General features: G+C 71.0%; 16 protein-coding genes and 2 pseudogenes. 11 read left to right on the top strand and 7 right to left on the bottom strand.

The genetic code is table 11. The features are described 5' to 3' along the window. Positions 1 to 10 precede the first annotated feature (10 nt). Positions 11 to 310 (bottom strand): 1,2-phenylacetyl-CoA epoxidase subunit PaaB, encoded by a 300-nt coding sequence (gene paaB, locus I8N67_RS08795; RefSeq protein WP_200302038.1) that lies wholly within the window; start codon positions 308 to 310, stop codon positions 11 to 13. After that, a complete protein-coding gene (gene paaA, locus I8N67_RS08790) occupies positions 307 to 1,338 on the bottom strand; it encodes a 1,2-phenylacetyl-CoA epoxidase subunit PaaA (protein WP_200302037.1) in 1,032 nt (343 codons plus the stop codon). The genes paaB and paaA overlap by 4 nt, the downstream gene beginning before the upstream one ends. Before the next feature lie 218 nt (positions 1,339 to 1,556). Here paaA and paaK point away from each other — a divergent pair. Then, positions 1,557 to 2,865: pseudogene (gene paaK, locus I8N67_RS08785) on the top strand (phenylacetate--CoA ligase PaaK). 99 nt (positions 2,866 to 2,964) lie between these two features. Here paaK and I8N67_RS08780 read toward each other — a convergent pair. Both I8N67_RS08780 and I8N67_RS08775 read right to left on the bottom strand, forming a co-directional pair. Beyond that, complete coding sequence (locus tag I8N67_RS08780; RefSeq protein ID WP_200302036.1) at positions 2,965 to 4,545, bottom strand: amidohydrolase; 1,581 nt, start codon at positions 4,543 to 4,545, stop codon at positions 2,965 to 2,967. Continuing rightward, positions 4,449 to 5,815 (bottom strand): annotated as a pseudogene (locus I8N67_RS08775) (APC family permease); the annotation flags it as partial. The gene I8N67_RS08780 and the pseudogene I8N67_RS08775, both read right to left, overlap by 97 nt. 240 nt (positions 5,816 to 6,055) lie before the next feature. On the opposite strand from I8N67_RS08775, the gene I8N67_RS08765 reads away from it, so the two are divergent. Next, positions 6,056 to 8,227 (top strand): TerD family protein, encoded by a 2,172-nt coding sequence (locus tag I8N67_RS08765; RefSeq protein ID WP_200302035.1) that lies wholly within the window; start codon positions 6,056 to 6,058, stop codon positions 8,225 to 8,227. Positions 8,228 to 8,538: 311 nt separating this feature from the next. Here I8N67_RS08765 and I8N67_RS08760 read toward each other — a convergent pair whose 3' ends face one another. Then, the gene (locus tag I8N67_RS08760; RefSeq protein WP_200302034.1) at positions 8,539 to 9,402 is read right to left on the bottom strand and encodes a fructosamine kinase family protein; all 864 of its coding nucleotides are present in this window, start codon (positions 9,400 to 9,402) and stop codon (positions 8,539 to 8,541) included. Between the two features lie 221 nt (positions 9,403 to 9,623). Here I8N67_RS08760 and I8N67_RS08755 point away from each other — a divergent pair, with 221 nt between their 5' ends. The 8 genes from I8N67_RS08755 to I8N67_RS08720 all read left to right on the top strand — a co-directional run bounded on the left by I8N67_RS08755 (position 9,624) and on the right by I8N67_RS08720 (position 19,041). After that, positions 9,624 to 10,949 carry a sugar ABC transporter substrate-binding protein gene (locus I8N67_RS08755; RefSeq protein WP_200302033.1) on the top strand — a complete coding sequence of 442 codons (1,326 nt, stop codon included), beginning with the start codon at positions 9,624 to 9,626 and terminating at the stop codon, positions 10,947 to 10,949. Continuing rightward, the gene (locus I8N67_RS08750) at positions 10,946 to 11,857 is read left to right on the top strand and encodes a carbohydrate ABC transporter permease (RefSeq protein ID WP_200302032.1); all 912 of its coding nucleotides are present in this window, start codon (positions 10,946 to 10,948) and stop codon (positions 11,855 to 11,857) included. The genes I8N67_RS08755 and I8N67_RS08750 overlap by 4 nt, the downstream gene beginning before the upstream one ends. Next, positions 11,854 to 12,807, top strand: a complete 954-nt coding sequence (locus I8N67_RS08745) for a carbohydrate ABC transporter permease (RefSeq protein WP_200302031.1) — start codon at positions 11,854 to 11,856, stop codon at positions 12,805 to 12,807. The genes I8N67_RS08750 and I8N67_RS08745 overlap by 4 nt, the downstream gene beginning before the upstream one ends. Positions 12,808 to 12,832: 25 nt before the next feature. Beyond that, a complete protein-coding gene (locus I8N67_RS08740; protein WP_200302030.1) occupies positions 12,833 to 13,741 on the top strand; it encodes a 5-dehydro-4-deoxyglucarate dehydratase in 909 nt (302 codons plus the stop codon). Between the two features lie 34 nt (positions 13,742 to 13,775). Beyond that, positions 13,776 to 15,035, top strand: a complete 1,260-nt coding sequence (locus I8N67_RS08735; protein ID WP_200302029.1) for a glucarate dehydratase family protein — start codon at positions 13,776 to 13,778, stop codon at positions 15,033 to 15,035. 457 nt (positions 15,036 to 15,492) lie between these two features. Next, entirely contained in the window at positions 15,493 to 16,920 is a 1,428-nt protein-coding gene (locus tag I8N67_RS08730) for a family 2B encapsulin nanocompartment shell protein (protein WP_200302028.1), read from the top strand. Beyond that, positions 16,917 to 18,104: a family 2 encapsulin nanocompartment cargo protein terpene cyclase gene (locus tag I8N67_RS08725; RefSeq protein ID WP_234045329.1), complete on the top strand. Its 1,188-nt coding sequence runs from the start codon at positions 16,917 to 16,919 to the stop codon at positions 18,102 to 18,104. The genes I8N67_RS08730 and I8N67_RS08725 overlap by 4 nt, the downstream gene beginning before the upstream one ends. Before the next feature lie 43 nt (positions 18,105 to 18,147). Then, positions 18,148 to 19,041, top strand: a complete 894-nt coding sequence (locus I8N67_RS08720; RefSeq protein WP_234045328.1) for a geranyl diphosphate 2-C-methyltransferase — start codon at positions 18,148 to 18,150, stop codon at positions 19,039 to 19,041. A gap of 100 nt (positions 19,042 to 19,141) precedes the next feature. Here the strand turns inward: I8N67_RS08720 and I8N67_RS08715 are convergent, their stop codons facing one another. Then, positions 19,142 to 19,996: a peptidoglycan-binding domain-containing protein gene (locus I8N67_RS08715; protein WP_234045327.1), complete on the bottom strand. Its 855-nt coding sequence runs from the start codon at positions 19,994 to 19,996 to the stop codon at positions 19,142 to 19,144. Between the two features lie 256 nt (positions 19,997 to 20,252). Here I8N67_RS08715 and I8N67_RS08710 point away from each other — a divergent pair, with 256 nt between their 5' ends. Beyond that, positions 20,253 to 21,674, top strand: coding sequence for a phosphoinositide-specific phospholipase C-related protein (locus I8N67_RS08710; RefSeq protein ID WP_307835186.1), 1,422 nt, complete (start codon positions 20,253 to 20,255; stop codon positions 21,672 to 21,674). On the opposite strand, the gene I8N67_RS08705 is transcribed toward I8N67_RS08710, so the two are convergent. Further along, positions 21,618 to 21,971, bottom strand: coding sequence for a hypothetical protein (locus I8N67_RS08705; RefSeq protein ID WP_200302025.1), 354 nt, complete (start codon positions 21,969 to 21,971; stop codon positions 21,618 to 21,620). The genes I8N67_RS08710 and I8N67_RS08705 overlap by 57 nt on opposite strands. Positions 21,972 to 22,034 lie beyond the last annotated feature (63 nt).

Below are 22,034 nucleotides of genomic sequence, written 5' to 3'. Positions count from 1 at the left end.
GCCCTGCTCCTCAGATGTGCGGGACGTCGTCGGGGATGTCGTAGAAGGTCGGGTGGCGGTAGACCTTGTCGGCGCTGGGCTCGAAGAAGGGATCCTTCTCGTCGCGGGTGGAGGCGGCGATGTGCTCGGAGCGCACGACCCAGAGGGAGACGCCCTCGTTGCGGCGGGTGTACAGGTCGCGGGCGTGGGTGAGGGCCATGGTGTCGTCGGCGGCGTGCAGCGAACCCACGTGGACGTGGTTCAGTCCGCGCTTGCCGCGCACGAAGACCTCGTACAGCGGCCAGTCGCCCTTGTTGTCCGTGCCGGTCATGCCGCCGTCCCCTTCCGGGCTCGCTCGCTCCGCCTGGCCGCGTGGGCGGTGGCCGCCTCGCGCACCCAGGCGCCGTCCTCGTGGGCGGTCCTGCGGCGTTCGATCCGCTGGTCGTTGCAGGGTCCGTCGCCGGTGATCACGCGCTTCAGCTCGGCCCAGTCGGGGGTGCCGAAGTCGTGCCGGCCGCGCTCCTCGTTCCACCGCAGGTCCGGGTCGGGGAGGGTGACGCCGAGCTTGCCGGCCTGCGGGACGGTCATGTCGACGAAGCGCTGCCGCAGTTCGTCGTTGGAGTGCCGCTTGATCTTCCAAGCCATGGAGCGCGCCGAGTTGGGTGAGGCGTCGTCGGGCGGGCCGAACATCATCAGCGACGGCCACCACCAGCGGTTCACCGAGTCCTGGACCATCTCGCGCTGCTCGGCGGTGCCGCGCATCATCGTCAGCAGCAGCTCGTAGCCCTGCCGCTGGTGGAACGACTCCTCCTTGCAGATCCGCACCATCGCGCGCGCGTACGGCCCGTACGAACTCCGGCACAGCGGCACCTGGTTGCAGATCGCGGCGCCGTCCACGAACCAGCCGATCACGCCCACGTCGGCGAAGGTCGGCGTCGGGTAGTTGAAGATCGACGAGTACTTCTGGCGGCCCTCGATCAGCCGCCGGGTCAGATCCGCGCGGTCCGCGCCGAGGGTCTCGGCGGCCGAGTACAGATACAGCCCGTGGCCCGCCTCGTCCTGGACCTTGGCGAAGAGGATCGCCTTGCGGCGCAGCGAGGGCGCCCGGGTGATCCACTCGCCCTCCGGCTGCATGCCGATGATCTCCGAGTGCGCGTGCTGCGCGATCTGCCGGATCAGCGTGTTCCGATAACCGTCCGGCATCCAGTCGCGCGGCTCGATCCGCTGATCCCGCGCGATCGTCGCGTCGAAGTGCTCCTGGAGCGCGTCCGGAGTCTCCTGGGCACCCGGGGCACCCGGAGACTCCGGTGCGCCCGGTACGTCTCGGGGCGGCACTCCGGCGGAGTGCGTCGTCGTCATCGAAAACCAGCTCCCACCGACCAACGGACCAACAGACCAACCGACCATTCGTTCGGTTCCAGTGTGACGGGATTCCGGCGACCGGGCAAGCCCCGGGCCTGACCGAATGCCCGGTCGGGAACAAGATTCCGGAGCGGGATTCGGGAACAGGATGAGGAAAAGGTGGCGCGGCCCCCGGCCACGAGCACGTCAACGGTCACGAGGACGAAGGAGTCGCGATGGGCAGCCTGGGCGAACCACTCCCCCACGACCTGCTGGACGAAGCCGAGCGCCTGCCCGTGGAGCGGCTGAGGGAACTCCAGCTCGACCGGCTGCGCAGAACCCTCCGTCATGCCTACGACAACGTGGAGCAGTACCGGAAGAAGTTCGACGCGGCCGGGGTCGGCCCCGACGACTGCCGCTGCCTCGACGACCTGTCCCGGTTCCCCTTCACCACCAAGGCCGATCTGCGGGACACCTACCCCTTCGGCATGTTCGCCGTGCCCATGGCCGGCGTACGGCGCGTGCACGCCTCCAGCGGCACCACAGGGCGCCCCACGGTCGTCGGCTACACGGAGGAGGATCTGTCGATGTGGGCGGACGTGGTCGCCCGCTCCATCCGGGCCGCCGGCGGGCGCCCGGGGCACAAGGTGCACATCTCCTACGGCTACGGCCTGTTCACCGGCGGCCTCGGCGCGCACTACGGGGCGGAGCGTGCCGGGTGCACGGTGATCCCGGCCTCCGGCGGCATGACGGCCCGCCAGGTGCAGCTCATCCAGGACTTCCGGCCGGAGATCATCATGATCACCCCGTCGTACATGCTCACGCTGCTCGACGAGTTCGAGAAGCAGGGCGTCGATCCGCGCTCCACCTCCCTGGAGGTGGGCATCTTCGGGGCCGAGCCGTGGACGGAGGAGATGCGCCGGGAGATCGAGGAGCGGACGGGCATCCACGCGGTCGACATATACGGCCTGTCCGAGGTGATCGGCCCAGGAGTGCGTGGAGACGAAGGACGGTCTCCACATCTGGGAGGACCACTTCTACCCGGAAGTCGTCGACCCGCTCACGGGCGCCGTCCTGCCCGAGGGCGAGGAGGGCGAGATCGTCTTCACCTCGCTCACCAAGGAAGCCCTGCCGGTCATCCGCTACCGCACCCGCGACCTGACCCGCCTGCTGCCCGGCACCGCCCGGCCCGCGTTCCGCCGGATGCGGAAGGTCACCGGCCGCTGCGACGACATGATCATCCTGCGCGGGGTGAACCTCTTCCCCAGCCAGATCGAGGAGATCGTGCTGCGTACGCCCGGGGTCGCGCCGCACTTCCAGATCCAGCTGACCCGACGCGGCCGGATGGACCACATGACGGTCCGGGTCGAGGCACGGGCGGGCGCCGGGCCCGAGCAGCGGACGGCTGCCGCCGTGTCGATCGCCCAGGCCGTCAAGGACGGCGTCGGCGTCACGGTGGAGGTGACGATCGTCGACCCGGAGACCCTGGAACGTTCACTGGGCAAGCTCCGCCGGGTCAAGGACCTCCGCGGCTCCCTGACGTGAAAGCAGGCAGTAGGGCAACCGCCCCAGGGACGCCCGAAACTGCGCGACCAGCCGCAGACAGCCCGCGCCCGAAGAACGACCGACAGGCCAACGGCGCACTCAACCTCGCTCAGGACCCCGGTGCACGACATGCCCCCCGGTCACCGTGAGAAACACCGGCGCCTCGCCGACCTCGTCGGCCGGCGCCTCGACCGGGTCGACACCGAGCGCCGTGAGGTCGGCCCGGTAGCCCACGGCGATACGGCCGGTGATGTCGGCCTCGCCCGAGGCCAGCGCCGCATGGCTGGTGCAGCCCTCCAGCGACTGGAGGGCCGTGAGGCCCGCCCGGGAGGAAGCGGCGCCGCGCGGTGTACGCGCCGTCGCCAGTACCGCTCGCGCGTCGTAGGGCGCGATGGGCCAGTCCGAGCCGAGGGCGACGACCGCGCCGGCATCGCGCAGATCCCGCAGCCGCCAGGCCCGCAGGGCCCGCTCCTCACCCAGCCGTACGGACCACTCGTCGCGGAGATCGGCCCGCGTGAAGCCGGTGTGCGGCGGCTGCATGGACGCGATGACCCCCACCTGGGCGAACCGCGCCACCAGATCGTCCGGCACCGACTCGATGTGCTCCACCCGGTGCGCGAGCCGCCCGCCGGGCCCCAGCGAGGCGACGGTGTCCAGGACATGGCGTACGGCCGCGTCCCCGATCGCGTGGGTCGCCGTACGCACCCCGGCCCGGTGCAGCGCCCGTACCGCGGAGCTGTACCCCGCCGGGTCGGGCCAGAACGCGTCGGTCCCCTGGCCGTGGCGGTCGGGGTGGTCCAGCCAGGCGGTGCCGCCCTCGACCGTGCCGTCCATGAATAACTTCACCCCGCCGACCTGCCAGTGCCGCCCGCCCCGGCCCTGGAGCGCGACGAGTTCCGCCAGGTCGTCCGCGTCGGCGCCGGGCATGCACCAGGGTGCGAAGCGCAGCCGCAGTGGCAGCGGCGACTCATCGGCGACCGCGCGCACCAGGTCGAGGTCTCCGAGGTCCATGACGTGGGCCCCGGTGAGGCCGGTGGCCGCCATCGCGCTCAGCAACTCGACCAGCCGGGCGCGGCGTTCGGCGTACGAGGGCCGGGGCAGGACCGGCGTGACGAGGTCCATCGCGGCGTGTTCGACGAGGTGGCCGGAGAGCCGTCCGGTGGCGTCCACGGCGAGGTGGGAGCGCTGGGCGAAGGTCCGGGGGCCGGTGATGCCGGCGGCCTTCAGCGCGGCCCCGCTGACGAGGGCGGAGTGGCCGTCGTACAGGCGTAGGAAGGCGGGGGCGCCGGCCAGGACGTCCTCGACGAGGGCGCGGTCGATGGGCCGGCCGGCGAAGACGTTGTGGTCGAGGCCATGGCCCAGGACCCAGCCGTCGGTGCGTGGCGCCGAGGTGAGCGCGGCGCGCAGTTCTTCGAGGTCGCGTACGGCGGTGAGGTCGAGCCCGGTGGCCAGGTCCAGGCCCCGGACGGGGTGGCTGTGGCCGTCCACCAGGCCGGGCACCAGCCGGCCGCCGCCCAGGTCCACGACCTCGGTGCCGGGTCCGCGCCAGTCGCGTACGTCCGCCGCCGCGCCGACGGCGGCGATCAGGCCGTCGCGTACGGCGACCGCGGAGGCGTACGGCCGTTCCGGGTCGAGGGTGCGGACGTGGGCGCCGGTGATGACGAGGTCGGCGGTGGGCATGGAGAGGTCTCCTCCGGTAGTGGTGCGGCGGGGGGGCGACGGACGGCCGGCGTGGTGTCGCTCGTCGGCGGCGGCCGGACGGGGCCGTACTGCTCGTCGGGGGCGGCCTGCGGTTCGGCGGCGAAGCCCGCGTAGACCTCGGGCCGGCTCCGGCGCAGCCACCGGGCCAGGGCGAGGCCGGTGAGGAATACGGCGGGGACGAGGGTGGCGAGGAGGATGTTCACGGTCGTGGAGGCGCCGGTGAACTGGTCGAGGTGGGACACGACCAGGGCGATGGCGCCGGTGAGGAGCACGGCCGCGACGACGGGGGCGACGACCGTGCGCGCGACGCCCTCGGTGTGGGTGACGCGCCGGAAGTAGAAGGGCACGGCGAGCGCGGCGAGCAGTTTGCAGCAGCATCAGGGCGAGCATGCCCGGGGTGTTCACCCACAGCAGCAGTTGCGTGTAGGGGTCGGCTCCGGCCGCCGCGAAGGCGAGGACGACGATCGCGCCGAGGACGGTCTGGGCGAGGCCCGCCGGATACGGGGAGCCGTGGCGCGGATGGACGCGGGCCAGTGCCTTGGGGAGGATGCCCTCCTCGGCGAGGGCGAGGCCGTAGCGGTTGATGGCGTTGTGGAAGGCGAGCAGGGAGGCGAGGACGCTGGTGACGATGAGGACGCGCATCAGGTCTGCCGCCCAGGAGCCGACGTAGGTCGTGATGGCGGAGAAGAACAGGTCCGCGGGGTTCGCGCCGGCCGCCGCGACGACCCGGTCGTCGCCGAAGGCCTGGATCACGATCCACACGATGAACGCGTAGAACAGGCCGAGGAAGCCGACGGCGAGGTAGGTGGCGCGCGGCACCGTGCGGGCCGGGTCGCGGGCCTCGCGGCGGTAGATGACGGTCGACTCGAAGCCGGTGAACGCGGCGAACGCGAAGGCCAGGACGGCCACCATGCCGGGCACCAGGGTGTTGGCGGGCGCGAAGGAGGCGAGGGAGAGGCCGTCGGCGCCGCCCTCGACCAGCACTCCGCCGGCGAGCAGGACGAGGATGCCGCTCTCGGCGACCAGCAGGACGCCGAGAACCTTGGCGCCGAAGTCGATGGACCGGTAGCCGCCGTAGCCGATGAGCAGCAGGCCCGCGAGGGAGGACGGGCAGCCAGGGGATGTCCGCGCCGAACAGGGCCCGGGCCGTGTCCCGGGTGGCGGTGCCGAGGAGACCGTAGACGCCGATCTCCATGCCGTTGTAGCCGATGAGCGCGAGCAGCACGGAGCCGATGCCGGCCACTCGGCCACCTCACGTCTCGCGGAGGCCCTGGACGCGGCCGGCGACGACCGCGCGGACGCGGCCTTCGAGCTGGCCCTGGAAGGCTTCCTCGGACATGCGCGGAGCAGGCTGGAGGCGTGCGCGCAGGTCTGATCGCAGGTCTGAGCGCAGGTCTGAGCGAAGCTCTGGCCGGGGCTCTGACCGGTGCTCTGAGGGAGTGTGAAAACTCCTGTGCGCCGCCTCGTACACCTCTGCGATCATCCCGGAATGGCACAGAGTCCCGAATCGCTGGTCATCCGGCACACCCACCGCCTTCCCGTCCTCAAGGGGTCCTCCGGCGAAGGCGCCGCCGTCGCGCGGCAGTTCGACGCCGCCCTGATGGACGTGGGCTTCAAGCTCTCGGCGGAGCTGCTGGAGCGGCTGTCGGGGCTGTCCGCGGCCGCCGTCCTGCACACCGCCAGGCGGACGCTGCCCACGGTGCGCGAGATGGTGGGCGACCACGTCCGGCACAACTCGTACTTCATCGACTTCCCGGCGAACGTGCCGGACACCGAAGAGTTCTGGACGCGGTGCGTGGCGAAGGCGCTCGGCGAGGAGAAGTCGCGCGAGAACGTGGTGACGCAGCTGGCGAACGGGGTGCTGGACCTGCTCAGCCTCCCCACGTACGGCCGGTACCAGCACACCTACGAGGAGATGCTCGCGGCGCAGGACGAGCTGATCGCCTCGGCGGGCGACCGGGTGACCGTCCTGCACCTCGGCCGGGACCTCGACGACGAGCTCACCGCCCTGTACCTGGCGCTGGCGGGCAGCAGGACCCCGCTGGGCGAGGACGACCTGCGCGACCTCAAGGCCCTCGCCGAGCGGTGCGCGCTCGGCCCCCAGCCGGAGGCGATCCCGGTCCGGGAGAACCGGGCGGTCGTCAACGAGGCCCGGCTCGGCGTCGGGGCGGACCTCCTCCTCGACACCGTCACCGATGTGCTGCGGCTGGCCTGCGCGCTGTCGGGCGGTGACGTGACGCTCCAGGAGCCGACCCGGTTCCGGGCACTGTCGCGGCCCGTGCGCCGCGCGCTGCTCGCGGGTCTCGACGCCGTGGTCGCGGCGAACCCCGCGAAGCTCGCCGACGTGCACGCGCACCGCGAGCCCTTCAAGCGGCTCGGCGAGCGCCTCCACCCGCACGAGTACCCGCGATGGCCGCACGCCACCGACGTGTTCGCCGTCGCGCGGGGCGAGAAGGAGGCGCGGTCCTTCGACAGCCGGGTCGGGAAGCTGCTCGACGAGTTCGACGTGCTCGGTGCGGTGAAACTGCTGAAGTCCGCTCCCGGCAAGCTGTTCCGCGCCCTGGACCTGCTGCTGCGCATCGCCGCCGACCAGGCGGAGCGGGACGCGGTGGTGGCCGCCGCGGTGCGGGTCGCCCCCGAGGTCTCCGGCCGGGTCGTGCTCTCGGTGCGCGAGCACTTCCACAACCGGGAGCGGGAGAGCGACGAGCCCCGTATCTTCGTCAACCGCCGGGGCCGCGCCTGGGTGACCCCGGACCACCGGCCGCCCGTGCCGGCCGCCGACCGCGACCGGCTGATCGCCGCCCTCGACGCCGAGCTGCGCCGCCGGCTCCCGGCGCCGGAACGGCTGCTGCTCGACCCCGATGTCCTCGACGTGGCGCTTCCGCTCAGCGGCCGGGCGACCGCGGCCGGGCTGGGCGTGCTGCCGCGAGGTTCGGTCTCGGCGGTCGAGGGCGAACTGCTGCGCTTCTTCGTGTACTGGAAGGAGACCGAGCAGCGGACCGACTACGACCTGTCGGCGCTGCTTCTCCACTCCGACTACAGCACCGCCGACTGGCTCTCCTACACCTCCCTCACGGCTGTCGGGGGTAAGCACTCGGGAGATGTCACCGAGGCGCCCGACGGAGCGTCGGAATTCATCGACCTGTCCCTGGACCGGGTGCGTAGCCCGTTCATCGTTCCGCAGGTCGCCATCTATTGCGGCGAGGGCTTCGAGGACGTCGAGGAGTCGTTCTTCGGCTTCATGGTGCGTGACGGTGAGCAGAAGGGCCGGCCGTTCGAGCCGCGCACGGTGCGGATGAAGTCGGAGCTGCGCGGGGTGGGCCGGGTGGCGCTGCCGCTGGTGTTCCTGCGCGGAGACGACGGCCGGTGGCGCGCGAAGTGGCTGCATCTGTATCTGAAGGGCATCTCGGAGGCCAACCGGGTCGAGGAGAACCAGGTGTCGGTGTCCAAGGTGGTGCGCGCCCTCGTGGAACGCGAGCAGCTGACGGTGGGGTACCTCATCGACCTGATGTCCCGCGACACCACGGTCATGGGCCTGTGGGACGGCGAGCGGGTCCCGGACGAGCCCGTGCTGTACATCGGTCTGGAGCGTCCCGAGGGGCTGCACCCGGACTCCCGGGTCATCACCCTCGAAAATCTGCGCGACTTGATACCGGCCTGAGTGCTAGCGTTGCCCGTGGCGAGGCCATGAAGGGGCTTCCTCCTCATTCACTCCAAATGAAATCAAGTCCTTTCGCTCTCCTCGCCCTCGACTTCGACCGGGAGGCGCCCGCGCGGCGCCTCCCGGTTCTCGTGTGCGCCGACGGCTCATCGCCCGGAAAATCGGCACGACCCGGTCCCGGGCCGACTGGTAGCGTTGCCTGCGGCGAGGCCATGAAAGGGCTTCCTTCTCCTCCGCCGTGAAAGCGGCTTACATGTGATGAGTCTTTTCGCCTTCCTCGCCGTCGACGCCGCTCCGGGCGGCGCCCGCGCTCACCGCGCGAGCGCCGCCCGAGCCGTTTCCAGGGCCTGCTCCGCGTACCCCCGACCGAACAGCACCGCGTGCACCAGCAGCGGGAAGAGCTGGTGGAGTCCGACGCGGTCGGCCCAGCCGTCGGCGAGCGGCGCGGCCCGCCCGTAGCCCCGCAGCACCTCGTCCAGATGAGGGCAGCCGAAGAGGTCGAGCATCGCCAGGTCGGTCTCGCGGTGGCCGCCGTGCGCGGCCGGGTCGATGAGCCAGACGTGGCCGTCGGTGCCCCACAGGACGTTGCCGTTCCAGAGGTCGCCGTGCAGCCGGGCCGGCGGTTCGGCGGGGCCCGCCAGGTCGGGCAGCCGCGCGCACACGTCCTCGATCAGAACGGCTTCGGCCGGGCGGAGGGTGCCGTCGTCGACGGCGCGGCGCAGATACGGCAGCACGCGGTGCTCGGCGTACCAGGCCGGCCAGTGGGTGCCGGGAACGTTCCGCATGGGGGCGCGCCCGATGTACGCCTCCGTCGGGCCGCCGGGTGGCGGGGCGCCGAAGGCGGGCGCGCCGGTGGCGTGCAGTGCGGCCAGGGCGGCGCCGAAGCGGGCCGCCGCCCGGGCACTCGGTGCCCCCGGCGCCACCCGGTCGATCACCAGGCGGCCCGCGTCGTGGCCGTACACCGTCGGCACCCGGACCGTGCCCGCCTCGGCCAGCCAGCGCAGGCCGGCCGTCTCGGCCCGGGCCGCGCCGGGGCCGTCGCCGAGCTTGACGATCACCACCCGGCCGTCGTCGAGGGTGACCTCGGCGAGCGTGCCGGACAGCCGGCGTTCCCCGGTCGCCGGGCGGCCGGCGAGTCGGGCCGCCAGGACACCGGGTGCTGTGCGCTCGGTCACGGCGACCACCTCCCCATTCCATGCCTCTCAGACCACGTCCCTGCCCGCGTGGCGCCCACAGGATGCCGCACGCCCGGTGTGGCACCGGTGAAAATTTCGGGCCCATGTCTTGACATGCGAACGAAACGATCCGTAGCTTGGCCGATCATTTAGATTCGTGAAGGCAGTTCACGGATATGAACAGCCGGGCGGGCAGCCCGGATGAACAACGGAGTGTGCCCATGGGCGTTCGCCGACGAAGTCGCCGCCTGGCCGCCATGATCACCGTCGCGGGGCTCGCGTTCGGGGCCGCGGCCTGCGGATCGGGATCCGACAGCGCCGAGAGCGGCGACCCGAACACGCTGGAGGTCTGGACCCGGAGCAATCCGGACCCGGCCGCCACGTACGAGCGGGTGTTCGCCGCCTTCACCGAGAAGACCGGCATCAAGATCGACTACCAGCCGGTCATCAACTTCGACCAGCAACTCCAGAGCCGGGCGTCCACCAAGGACCTCCCCGACGTGATGATCAACGACACGGCGCTGATGGGCAGCTATCAGAGCCAGGGCCTGCTCAAGCCCATCGACCCCGACGTGATCGCGGGCCACGACCAGATCACCGACAAGACCTGGGCCTCCACCGTCGGCATCGACGGCGAGCACTACGGCATCCCGTACTCCCGTCAGGCCCAGACCCTGATGATCCGCAAGGACTGGCTGCGCAAGCTCGGCCTCCAGGCGCCCACGACCTGGCAGGAGATGCTGAGCGTCGCGAAGGCGTTCGCCGACCGCGACCCGGACGGCGACGGCAAGAAGAACACCTACGGCATGGTCGTCCCGGGCAGCGCCCAGAACGGCTACGCCGCCTGGTGGGGGTCCAGCTTCCTCTGGTCCGGCGGCGCGAAGATCATCGAGCCGGACGGCAAGGGCTACCGCCCCGCCATGGACTCGGCCGCCGCCGTCCGCACCGTCACCTGGATGAAGAACAACCTCTTCTGCGGTGACAACGGTGTCATCCAGCCCGGCGCCATCAGCGCCATCACCGGTACGGCCACCAACTTCCAGGACGGCAACGCCGGGATGTACCTCACCGGCCCGTACAACATCGCCACGTACGACGTCACGCCCGGCAAGGACAAGTTCGACGTCGTCCCGTTCCCCGCGGGCCCCGCCGGGTCCACCGTGCTGGCCGACGGCGAGAACGTCTACTTCGGCGCGCGGACCGGCAAGACGGAGCAGGAGCAGGCCCTCGCCGCGTTCCTGATCTCCCCCGAGGGCCAGCGGCTCGCCATGACCGGCAAGAACCAGCCCGTGGTCCGTATCCCCGTCAACTCCACGCTCGACGCCGCCCAGGTACGGGACGACCCCCGTTGGAGCGTCGTACAGAAGGCGTACGAGGACGCCTCCGAGCAGTTCCCCAACGCGCCCGACTTCGCACCGGTCAAGCAGGACACCGCCGACGCCCTCAACGCGATCTTCACGTACTGCGGCAGCGACGTCCGCTCAAGCCTCAAGGAACTCAACGACACCCTCGCCGGTGACCTCAAGGACCAGGACCTGCTGAAATGACCGCGACCGTGACCACCCCCCGGACACGCAGAGTGCGGGTCCCCGGCAAGAGGGCCGTCCTGCCCTGGCTGTTCCTGGCCCCCGGCCTGCTCCTCGCCCTCGTCTTCAAGTTCGTGCCGATGGGCAAGGGCGTCTGGCTCAGCTTCTTCGAGGTACGGCCGTTCCTCGGCGACCAGTGGGTCGGCCTCGACAACTACACCCGGGTCCTGACCGACCACCGCTTCCAGGACGCGGTCGGCCACACCCTCCTCCTCGGCATAGGCCAGTCGCTCGGCGCGATCGTCGTCGGCTTCGTCCTGGCGCTGCTCCTGGAGGGCCAGGCCCGCTCGCTGAAGGTCATCCGCGCGGCCGTCTTCCTGCCGGTCGTCACCGCGACCGCCGTGGTCGGTGAGCTGTGGCGGCTGATGTACTACCCGACCTCCGACGGCCTCGTGAACAGCGCCCTCGGCTTCCTCGGCCTCGGCCCGACCCCCTTCCTCGACAACCCGGACACCGCGCTCTGGGCGACGATGGTCATGGGCATCTGGATGGTCGCCCCGTACAACATGGTGATCATCCTCGCCGGACTCGCGGGCGTGGACCGCACGTTGTACGAGGCCTCCGCGATGGACGGGGTCTCGCTCCGACAGCGGCTGCGGTATGTGACCCTGCCCGCGATCCGCCCGGCCATCGGGATCGTCCTCACCCTGGCCGCCATCCGTGGCCTGCGCGTCTTCACCGAGGTCTACGTCCTCACGGGCGGCGGCCCCGCCGGATCCACCGAGGTCTGGATGACCCGCGCCTACACCCTCGGCTTCACCCGCAACGACATCGGCGGCGCCTCGGCGGCCTCCGTCGTCCTGCTCGCGGTGACGCTGCTCCTCACCGTCACCGTCAACTACTTCCGCAAGAGGGGAGACGTGCGATGAGCGCACCCGCCCTCGACCCCGTCCGGACCCCGTCCGACCAGGTCTCCGCCCGCCCGTCCAAGCGGTCCGGCACGTCGGCCCGCACCACGCCCGCCCGCTTCGACACCGCGCTCGGCTGGCACGACCGGCCCGGCGTCTCCTGGGCGCTGCGGATCCTGCTGTGCGCGATCGCGCTCGGCATCTTCGCCGCCCCCTTCCTGACGATCCTCTCGGGCGCCCTCAGCACCCACCCCAGCGGCTCGTCGCTGTCCTTCCTCCCGCACGACAGCACGCTGCTCAACTTCCGGGTCGCCGGGGAGCGCGGCATCTGGGACTACTTCACCAACTCGCTCGTCATCGCGGGCGGCGGACTGCTCCTCCAGCTCACGGTGTGCGTGCTCGCCGCGTACGCGCTGGCCCGGCACAAGTTCCGCGGTCAGGCGATCATCATGACGCTGTTCATGCTGACGATGATGCTCCCCGAGGAGGTCATCGCCATCCCGCTGTCCCTGGTCCTCGGCCATGTCCCGGTGGTGGGCGTCGACCTCAAGGGCACCGTCTGGGGCGTGATCCTGCCGCTGGGCGCCTGGGGCTTCTCGGTGATGCTGCTGACCGAGTTCATGAAGGACATCCCGGACGAGATCGAGGAGGCCGCCCGTCTCGACGGTGTCGGCGAGCTGCGGATGCTGTGGCAGGTCATCCTGCCTTTGTGCAAGCCCGCGCTCGGGGTGGCCGGTGTCCTCGGCTTCATCATGATCTGGGACCAGTACCTGCTGCCGCTGATCGCCGCCAAGGACCCGACCGACTACACGGTCACCGTGGCCCTGTCGATCCTGCGCACCGACCCCGAGGTCGGCTCGGGTGTCGTCCTCGCCGGCGCGGTCATCGCGCTCGTGCCCAGTCTCGTCGTCTATCTGCTCCTCCAGCGCTCGCTGGTCACCGGCATCGCCGCCGGTGCCACCAAGGGCTGACCCCCACTGGCAATTCGAGGGATACATGAAGTTCCAAGGAGTGCTGTTCTTCCCGGTCACGCCGTTCGCACCGGACGGTTCACTGGACGAGGAACGGCTCGCACAGCACATCGAGGCCGGGGTCGCGGCCGGTGCCGGGGGCGTGTTCGTCGCCTGCGGTACCGGTGAGTTCCACGCGCTGACCCCCGACGAGATCGAGCGGGCCACACGGGTCGCCGTCAGGGCCACGGCCGGGCGGGTGCCCGTCCTGGCCGCCGCCGGGGGTCCGCCCCCGGTCGCCCGCGACCAGGCCGCCCGCATCGAGCGTGCCGGCGCCGACGGCATTCTGCTGCTGCCGCCCTATCTGGTGAGCGCGCCGCAGCGGGGTCTGGTCCGCTACGTCGAGGAGGTCACGGCGGCCACCGCCCTGCCCGTCATCTTCTACCAGCGCGGCACCGCCCGCCTCGACGCGGACACCGCCGCCGACATCGCCGCCCTGCCCGGGGTCGTCGGCCTCAAGGACGGCGTCGGGGACATCGAGCGGATGCACCGCATCGTGCGCGCGGTACGGGCCGTGCCGGGCACGGAGGGCTTCCAGTTCTTCAACGGGCTACCCACCGCCGAGATGACCGCGCCGGCCTACCAGGGCATCGGCGTCGGCCTGTACTCCTCCGCCGTGTTCGCCTTCGCCCCGGAGATCGCCCTCGCCTTCCACCGGGCGCTCGGCGCGGGCGACGAGGCGCTGCTCTCCACGCTCCTCGACGAGTTCTACGGCCCGCTCGTCGAGCTCCGCGACGAGGTCCCCGGGTACGCCGTCGCGCTGATCAAGGCCGGGGTGACCCTCCGTGGCCTGGACGTCGGCGGCGTACGGGCACCGCTGGTCGATCCGGCGCCGGAGCATGTCGCCCGGCTGACGAAGCTGATCGACCACGGCCTGGGGGTGGTGGGCGCGTGACCCCGCTCGACCACCGCCTTGAGAGGGAGGGCGTATGACCGGCACACCAGGTACCCGGATCCGGGAGCTGATCGTCACCCCGATCGCCTTCCGCGACCCGCCGCTGCTCAACTCCAACGGTGTCCACGAGCCGCTCGCGCTGCGCGTCATCCTCCAACTCGTGCTGGAGGACGGCACGGTGGGGCTCGGGGAGTCGACGGGCGGCACCGTACGGCTGGATCGGCTGGAGGCCGCCGCGAAGGTGGTCGTCGGCCGGGACGTCTTCGACACCACCGCCGTCGCGGCGGCGATCGACGCCGCGCTGCTGCCGACCGTGCCCAGCTCCCACGAACGCGGCTGGACCACCTCCGCGGTCGAGGTGGCCTGCCTCGACGCACAGGGCAAGCTGCTCGGCCGTCCGGTCAGCGATCTGCTGGGCGGCCGGGTCCGCGACTCCGTGCCCTTCGCCGCGTACCTCTTCTACAAGTGGGCCGAGCATCCGGCGCTCGACGGCCGCCCGGCGGTCGGGGACGACTGGGGCGAGGCCCTGGACCCGGCCGGTGTCGTCGAGCAGGCGCGGCTGATGCAACAGCGGTACGGGTTCCGCTCGTTCAAGTTGAAAGGCGGGGTCTTCCCGCCGGACGAGGAGATCGCCGCGATCAGGGCGCTCGCGGAGGCCTTCCCCGGGCAGCCGCTGCGCCTCGACCCCAACACGGCGTGGACGGTGGAGACCTCGACGTACGTCGCCCGCGAACTGGACGGCGTACTGGAGTACTTGGAGGACCCGACCGGCACCATCCCCGGTATGGCGGAGGTGGCGAAGGGGTCGCCGATGCCGCTGGCGACCAATATGTGCGTGGTCGCCTGGGAGCAGCTGAGGCCGGCGGTCGAGCAGGACGCGGTCCAGGTACTGCTCACCGACCACCACTACTGGGGCGGGCTGCGCCGGACCCGTGAACTGGCCGCCGTCTGCGAGGCGTTCGGGCTGGCGCTGTCCATGCACTCCAACTCGCATCTCGGCATCAGCCTGGCCGCGATGACCCATGTCGCGGCGGCGATCCCCCGTCTCGACCACTCCTGCGACACGCACTATCCGTGGAACTCGGCGGACGACGTGATCGTCCCCGGCGTGCTGGAGTTCCGGGACGGGGAGGTCGCGGTGCCCACGGGCCCCGGACTGGGTGTGGAGCTGGACCACGACGCCCTCGACCGGCTGCACCGGCTGTATGTCGACTCGGGCATGCGCACGCGGGACGACACGGGGTACATGCGGCGCATCCAGCCGGGGTACGAGCGGCGGCTTCCGCGCTGGTGAGGCGCGTGAAGCCGGTGAACCACGGCTGAGCAGGGGCCGCCTCCGGGCGGCCCCTTTCTCGTGGGTCTCCTGTGGGCGGCGTCGCGCGTCGCGCGCCCCGCGCGCCGGTCGCGGGAGGCAGTGAAGGGGCGTGCGAGCACGTAGCGGCTGACGGGCTGCCTCGGTCGGGGGTTTCCGCATCCCCGGTATCCGAAGCCGCCCCTTTCACGCGGTGCCCTACCGGCCGTCCCGCCTGTTTGTCTTGATCTGCGACGCACGCCGCCCAGCCGCACGGCCTCACGGGTCGCCTCGCAGTCGCCGTTCCGGCGTCCCTCGCCTCGGTATCCGCCCACGGCCAAGTCGTCAGCGCGCCACCCGAGTTCGTGTCTCGACAGCGACGGGTGTCCGCCCGTGTCCAGGCGCGTCCCCGCATGTACCGGCACGTCCACGCACATCCGCTCACCTATCGGGAGGGAATGTGACCGCCCCCGTAAGCTCCTCCGAAAGCGCCCCAGAGCCCGCCGACGAACCGCAGTTCACCAGTCTCAGCACCCGGGCCGCGCGGCAGCTCGCGACGACCACCAAGTCCGAACCGCAGATGCAGGCCATCACCTCTCGGTGGCTGCTCAAGTGCCTGCCGTGGGTGGACATCAAGGGCGGCGCCTACCGGGTGAACCGCCGTCTCCAGCTGCGCATCGGCCGGGGCCGGGTGCAGTTCGACCAGAACGGCGCCGACGACGTCAAGGTCATCCCGGAGACACTGACCGAACTGCCCGCGCTGCGCGGCTACTCCGACCTCGCGGCCCTCCGCACGATCTCCTCCCGGTTCCGGGTGCGCGAGGTGCGCGCCGGCCAGGTGCTGGTGGACGCCGGGCAACCGGTGACCGAGGCCTATCTCGTGGTCCACGGCCGGTTCACGCGGTACACCACCGGCAAGTACGGCGAACAGGAGGTCCTCGGGGTCATCTCCGACGGCGACGGGCTCGGCGACGAGGCCATCGGCCACGCCGACCCGCTGTGGCTCAGCTCGGTGCGGGCCGACACGGCGGGGGTGGTGCTGGCGCTCAACTGGGACACACTGATGTCGTTCGTGGAGCGCACGCCGTCCCTGCGGGCCCAGTTCGACGCCTTCACCGACCGGCAGCGCCTGCCCATGAACCGCAAGGGCGAGGCCGATGTGCCCATGGAGGCCGGGCATGTGGGCGAGTTGACGCTTCCGGGCGGCTTCGTCGACTACGACCTCGCACCGCGCGAGTACGAACTGTCGCTCACCCAGACGGTGTTGCGTGTCCACACCCGGGTCGCGGACCTCTACAACAACCCGATGAACCAGACGGAGCAGCAACTCCGCCTGACCATCGAGGAGATCCGCGAACGCCAGGAGTGGGAGCTCGTCAACAACCGCGAGTTCGGGCTGCTGCACAACATCGACTACGGCCAGCGCATCAGCACCTTCTCCGGGCCGCCGACCCCGGACGACCTGGACGAGCTGCTGTCCATGCGCCGCAAGACCCGCCTGTATCTGGCCCATCCGAAGGCGATCTCGGCCTTCTTCCGGCAGTGCAACCGGCGTGGCCTGGTGCCCGGCACGGTGAACGTCGACGGGCACGAGATGCCGGCCTGGCGCGGTGTGCCGCTCTTCCCGTGCAGCAAGATCCCGATCAGCCCGGAGCACACCACCAGCATCATCGCGCTGCGCACCGGCGAGAAGGACCAGGGAGTCGTGGGCCTGCACCAGACGGGCATCCCCGAGGAGTACGAGCCCTCGCTGAACGTACGGTTCATGGGCGTCGACTCCACGGCGATCATGAGCTATCTGGTCACCGCGTACTACTCGATGGCCGTGCTGGTGCCCGACGCGGCCGGGATTCTGGAGAACGTCCAGGTCGGGTGGATGCCGGAATGAGCGAACCGTCAGTGACCGACATGCCGTCGCCGGGTGCCCCGTGGCCCGGTGTGCCCTGGTCCCCGGTGGCGTCGTCCGGTGTCGCGCCCTCGGGAGGGGCACCCTCCGGTGTCGCCTCGTCCGAGGTGGCTCCGGCCTCCGCGCCACCGTCCGGCTCGCGGTTGCCGGGGCCGCCGAGTCTCGCGCGTTCCCGGCGGGCCCGCGGCGGCGGGGCGATTCCGGGGCTGCACCACCGGCCCGCGGTCCCCGCCGACCCCGTGAAGGTCGCGGAGGTCGAACGCAGGCTGGCGGCATGGGCGGAGCGCCTCGATCTGTTCCCGCGGGCGTGGCGGGAACAGTTCGCGCGGTTCGGGCTGGGCCGGGCGATCGTGCTGGCGCATCCGGGCGCGGCCGGCCTCGAACACCTCACCGCCGCCGGGAAGTTCCTGCTCGCCGAGCACCTCGTCGACAACCTGTACTGCGAGGTCGACGAGGGCAAGGGCGGCTCGCCGCGCGGCCTCGGCGGCCGGCTGCTGATGGCCCAGTCGGCGCTCGACCCGCTGCACAGCACACCCGACATGGAGGAGCGGTGGCAGCACGGCGTACGGGCCGACGGGCCGCTGCGCTCCTACCGCTTCGCGATGCGGGACTACGCCAGGCTCGCCACCCCCAGCCAGACCGACCGGCTCGTCCACGACCTGGCCCGGCTGCATCTGGGCTATCTCGGCGAGGCCGCCTGGTCCGAGACGGCGCATGTGCCGCAGGTGTGGGAGTACCTGGTGATGCGGCAGTTCAACAACTTCCGGCCCTGTCTCGCGGTCGTCGACGCCGTGGACGGCTGGGAGTTGCCGGAGGCCGTCTACGCCCGGCCCGAGGTGCAGCGGATCACCGCGCTGGCCGGGAACGCGGCCACGATCGTCAACGACCTGTACTCGTTCACCAGGGAGATGTCCAGCGACCCGGACCATCTCAATCTGCCCATGGTCATCGCCGCCAACGAGCGGTGCGGGCTGAAGGCCGCGTATCTGAAGGCCGTGGAGATCCACAACCGGATCATGGAGGCGTTCGAGGAGGAGTCCGCGGCGCTTTCCGCGACCTCGCCGCTGATCGAACGGTATGCCACCGGACTCGCCGCCTGGGTCGCCGGCAGCCACGAGTGGCACGCCACGCACACAGATCGCTACAGCCTGCCTGATTATTGGTAGCGCCAGGCATGGCCGACGCCCGACAGCACCGGAGGAGCCACCGTTGACCATCATCGACGCCGTCACCACGACCACCGCACAGCTGCCGAACCAGTCCCCGGCCCAGTCGACGTACCAGACCCGCGTCGCGGACTACTGGAACGCCGAGGAGAACCCGGTCAATCTCGAACTCGGCAGGATCGACGACCTGTACCACCACCACTACGGCCTCGGTGACGCCGACTGGTCCGTCCTCGACGACGACAGCGATCCGGCGCGCCGCCGCGATCGCATCACCGCCGAACTGCACCGCCTCGAACAGGCCCAGGCCGAACTGTTGGCCCGTCACCTCGGCCCCCTCTCCCCCGCCGACCGTGTCTTCGACGCCGGCTGCGGGCGCGGCGGCGGCAGCGTCGTCGCCCATCTGCGGTACGGCTGCCAGGCCGACGGCGTCACCATCTCCGCCAAGCAGGCCGAGTTCGCAGGCGAGCAGGCCCGCAAGCGGGGCATCGACGACCGGGTCCGCTATCACCACCGCAACATGCTCGACACGGGGCTGCCCTCCGGGCAGTTCGCGGCCTCCTGGAACAACGAGTCCACCATGTATGTCGAGTTGGAACTCCTCTTCGCCGAGCACGCCCGGCTGCTGCGCCGCGGCGGACGCTATGTGACCATCACCGGCTGCTACAACGACACCTACGGCCGGGCCTCCCGCGAGGTCTCCCTCATCAACGCCCACTACATCTGCGACATCCACCCCCGCTCCGAGTACTTCCGCGCCATGGCCCGCAACCGCCTCGTCCCCACCCACGTCGAGGACCTCACCGCCGCCGCCCTCCCCTACTGGGAACTCCGCAAACAGGCCGACCACCTGGTCACAGGCATCGAGGACACCTTCATCACCGCCTACGAGAACGGCAGCTTCCAGTACCTGCTGATAGTCGCGGACCGCGTCTGACGGAAGGGACCGCCAAGGAGCGAACGCGGACGGCCGGCGGATCAGGATCTGATCCGCCGGCCGTCCGGCGTGTTCCGCCCCTCCCCACCCTCAAGACGGATCACGGCTCCGAGGTCTCGGATTCGAGCGAAGTCCGCGTGGCCCTGCCGTAGACCCCCGGCTCGTCGTCGAGGACGACACGGGTGAGCTGGTAGCTGCGGACCGCGCTCTCGACCTCGTGGTCGTAGTCGCCGTCGATGTCGCCGCCGTAGAGGCCGATGTCGCGCAGGCGCGACTGGAGTTCGGTCACTTCCGGGCCCTGGTCGCCGAGGCCGAGGACGGGGGCCTGGGCGTCGGACGAGGTCGGGGCAGGGGGTGAGGAGATGGTGGCGTCGCTGTTGGAAGGGGTTTTGGTGGGGGCGGTGGTGTCGGTCGGGGCGGGGCGGGTCTCGGTCGGGGTGGCGGACGGGGAGGTGGCGGGGGTCCCGGACGGCGGTGACGAGGAGGGCGTACGCGTCGGGGGCGCCGACGACGACACCTCGTTGCCGGGTACCGCTTCCGGGAGGCCCGCGCGTATGTCCTCGGGGCCGGAGCCGTCGCGGGAGGGGGCCTCGTAGGAGAAGAGGCCGCCGATGATTCCTCCGGTCACGAGGACGGCCGCTGCCACGGCTGCTGCCCCTGCGGCCAGGGTTGCCCGGCGGCGTCCGCGCCTGCCGTCCTGGGGGCTGTCGGTGGGGACTTCCTCGTCGGTGACCGAAGGTGTGGTGGGGAGCGGCTCGGTGGGCGGGCCGCTCTCCGGGACGGGCGGGGCGGGGGAATCGTCGGTGGGCCCGGGGTCGTCGCCGACGTTCACGAAGGGGCGTATGCGTACCGGGTCGAAGTCCTCCGCGGCCGCCGCCTGCGCCGTACGGGTGTCGCGGTGGGCGTCCGACGCGAGCCGGCCACAGGAACAGGCCGGGGTGCCGTCCGCTGCCATAGGGGTGTCGCATCGCGGGCAGGCGGGGGCTGTCGGTTCACTCACTCGCGGTCTCTCTTCGAACGGGCTTCAGATTTTAAACAGATCTTCTCCACAGAATCCCCGAACACTGCTTGAAAATTGAAGTTCAGTACGGGCGAGTCGGCACTCATCAGGTCTTCATGTGCCGGGACTGGTGCGCGACCTGATGGTCGGTGTGTCATGCCTCTGACATTCCCCTGCCATCAGTCCGATGTGCCGAAGCGGAAGGAATCCTGTGAGCCTGCCCCGTCCCCGTCCCCGTCCCCGTCCCCGTTCCCGTTCCCGTTCCCGTTCCCGCCAGAGAGCCCATCCCCGTGCCCTGTGCACGGTCGCCGCGCTCGCCCTGGGCGTGCCCGTTCTGTTCCCGGGTCCTGCCGCCGCGGCCGTTCCCACGTACTCGGTCTATCTGCAGAACTCCGTCACCGGTCTCAACGCGGCGGACAGCGGCGGTACGGTCGCCGCGCACAACCCCAAGGGGAACGAGGACCATCAGCAGTGGACGCCGGTCGCCGTCAGCGGCGGCCACCAGTTGCGCAACGCCGACGAGTCGGGGGTCTGTCTCGGGCGCAGCGGCACCTCGGCGGTGACCGCCACCTGCGGCGCGGACGGCACCACATGGACGGTCACCGCCGCCGCGAACAGCACGTACACCATCGGTGTGCCCGGGACCTCGCGGTATCTGACGGGGGCGTCCGCCGATTCCGGGGCCGTACAGATCGGGTCGAGCGGCGATTACGCGCGCTGGTACCTCACTCCGGTCGCCTACGCCACGACGGCCATGCCGTCCACCGACACCCGCACCCTCGACCAGGTCTCGTTCCTCACCTCGCACAACGCCTACGCCAACGGCGTCGACGGCGACTTCGCCTCGTTCCCCGTCAGCCTCTTCCCCAACCAGTCGCGAGGCGTCAGCCAGCAACTCACCGACGGAGTACGGGGGTTCATGCTGGACACCTACACCGTGTCGGGGCAGGCCATGCTCTGTCACAACAGCTGTGACGGGGTCGGCAGTCCGGTCCCCCTCGCCACCGACCTCCAGCGCATGGTCGACTTCCTCAAGGCCCATCCGGGTGAGTTCGCCACCGTCTTCCTGGAGGACTACGTCGCCTCCGACGTACTGAAGTCGTCCCTGGCCTCCGTCAGCGGTCTGTCCGACGTGCTGTACCGGCCCGACCAGGAGGGCGTGGCGACGAGCGGCTGGCCGACGATGGCTGATCTCGCCTCCCGGGGCAAGCAGTTGCTGATCTTCAGCGACCGCACCCGCGCGAGCGACGTCTCCAGTGGTTACGTCACCCGCGACACCTTCGGTGTGATGTACCAGCGCGAGTGGACCGTGGAGAACTACTGGTCCATGGGCGGCGGGCTCGGCGGCTCCGACTGGTCCTGCTACAGCCGCTGGGGCACGAGCAGGCCACTGACCACCGACTCGACCGCCTTCCACCCGCTGTTCGTCATGAACCACTTCCGCGACTACACGGTCGGCGGGACGGCCGAGACGGACAACGCCAAGCTCCTCAACCGGGTGCAGACCTTCTGCACCCCGGCCGCCCGCAAGAAGCCCAACTACCTCGCCGTGGACCGCTACGACCTCGGCTCGCCGTCACCGCTCACGACGGTGGGCAACCTCAACACGTACGTCCTCACCGCCGGGCAGTAGCCGTCGCGGCACCAGGTGCCGGCCCGTCCCGCGGATGCTCCGCAGGACGGGCAGCCGGTTCCGGTTGCTCCGCAGGACGGGCAACTGGCTCCGGGACAGCCGCGCCCGCTGTCCGCCGCCCGTGATCAGGGCGTTGACCGACGCCATCGGGTCACCGCCGACCGATCGTGCCACCAACGCCCCGACCAGCAGCGGGAGCAGCGCCACCGCGAGGGCCGAACCGGTGGCGGTGGCCGTCGCGGTGACGTGCCTGAGCGGGCGCGGGGACGGGCTCGGCTGCGGGGTCTGCGTGTCCATGACCACAGTTCACCAGCGGCCCCGGGCGCGCGGTATCCGACCAGCTACTCAGTCGCTCCGCCG

It is taken from the genome of Streptomyces adelaidensis (assembly GCF_016598475.1).
GTDB classification, from domain to species: domain Bacteria; phylum Actinomycetota; class Actinomycetes; order Streptomycetales; family Streptomycetaceae; genus Streptomyces; species Streptomyces adelaidensis.
The sequence above is the reverse complement of the archived record's forward strand: the minus strand, read 5'-3'. Positions and strand labels throughout refer to the sequence as shown.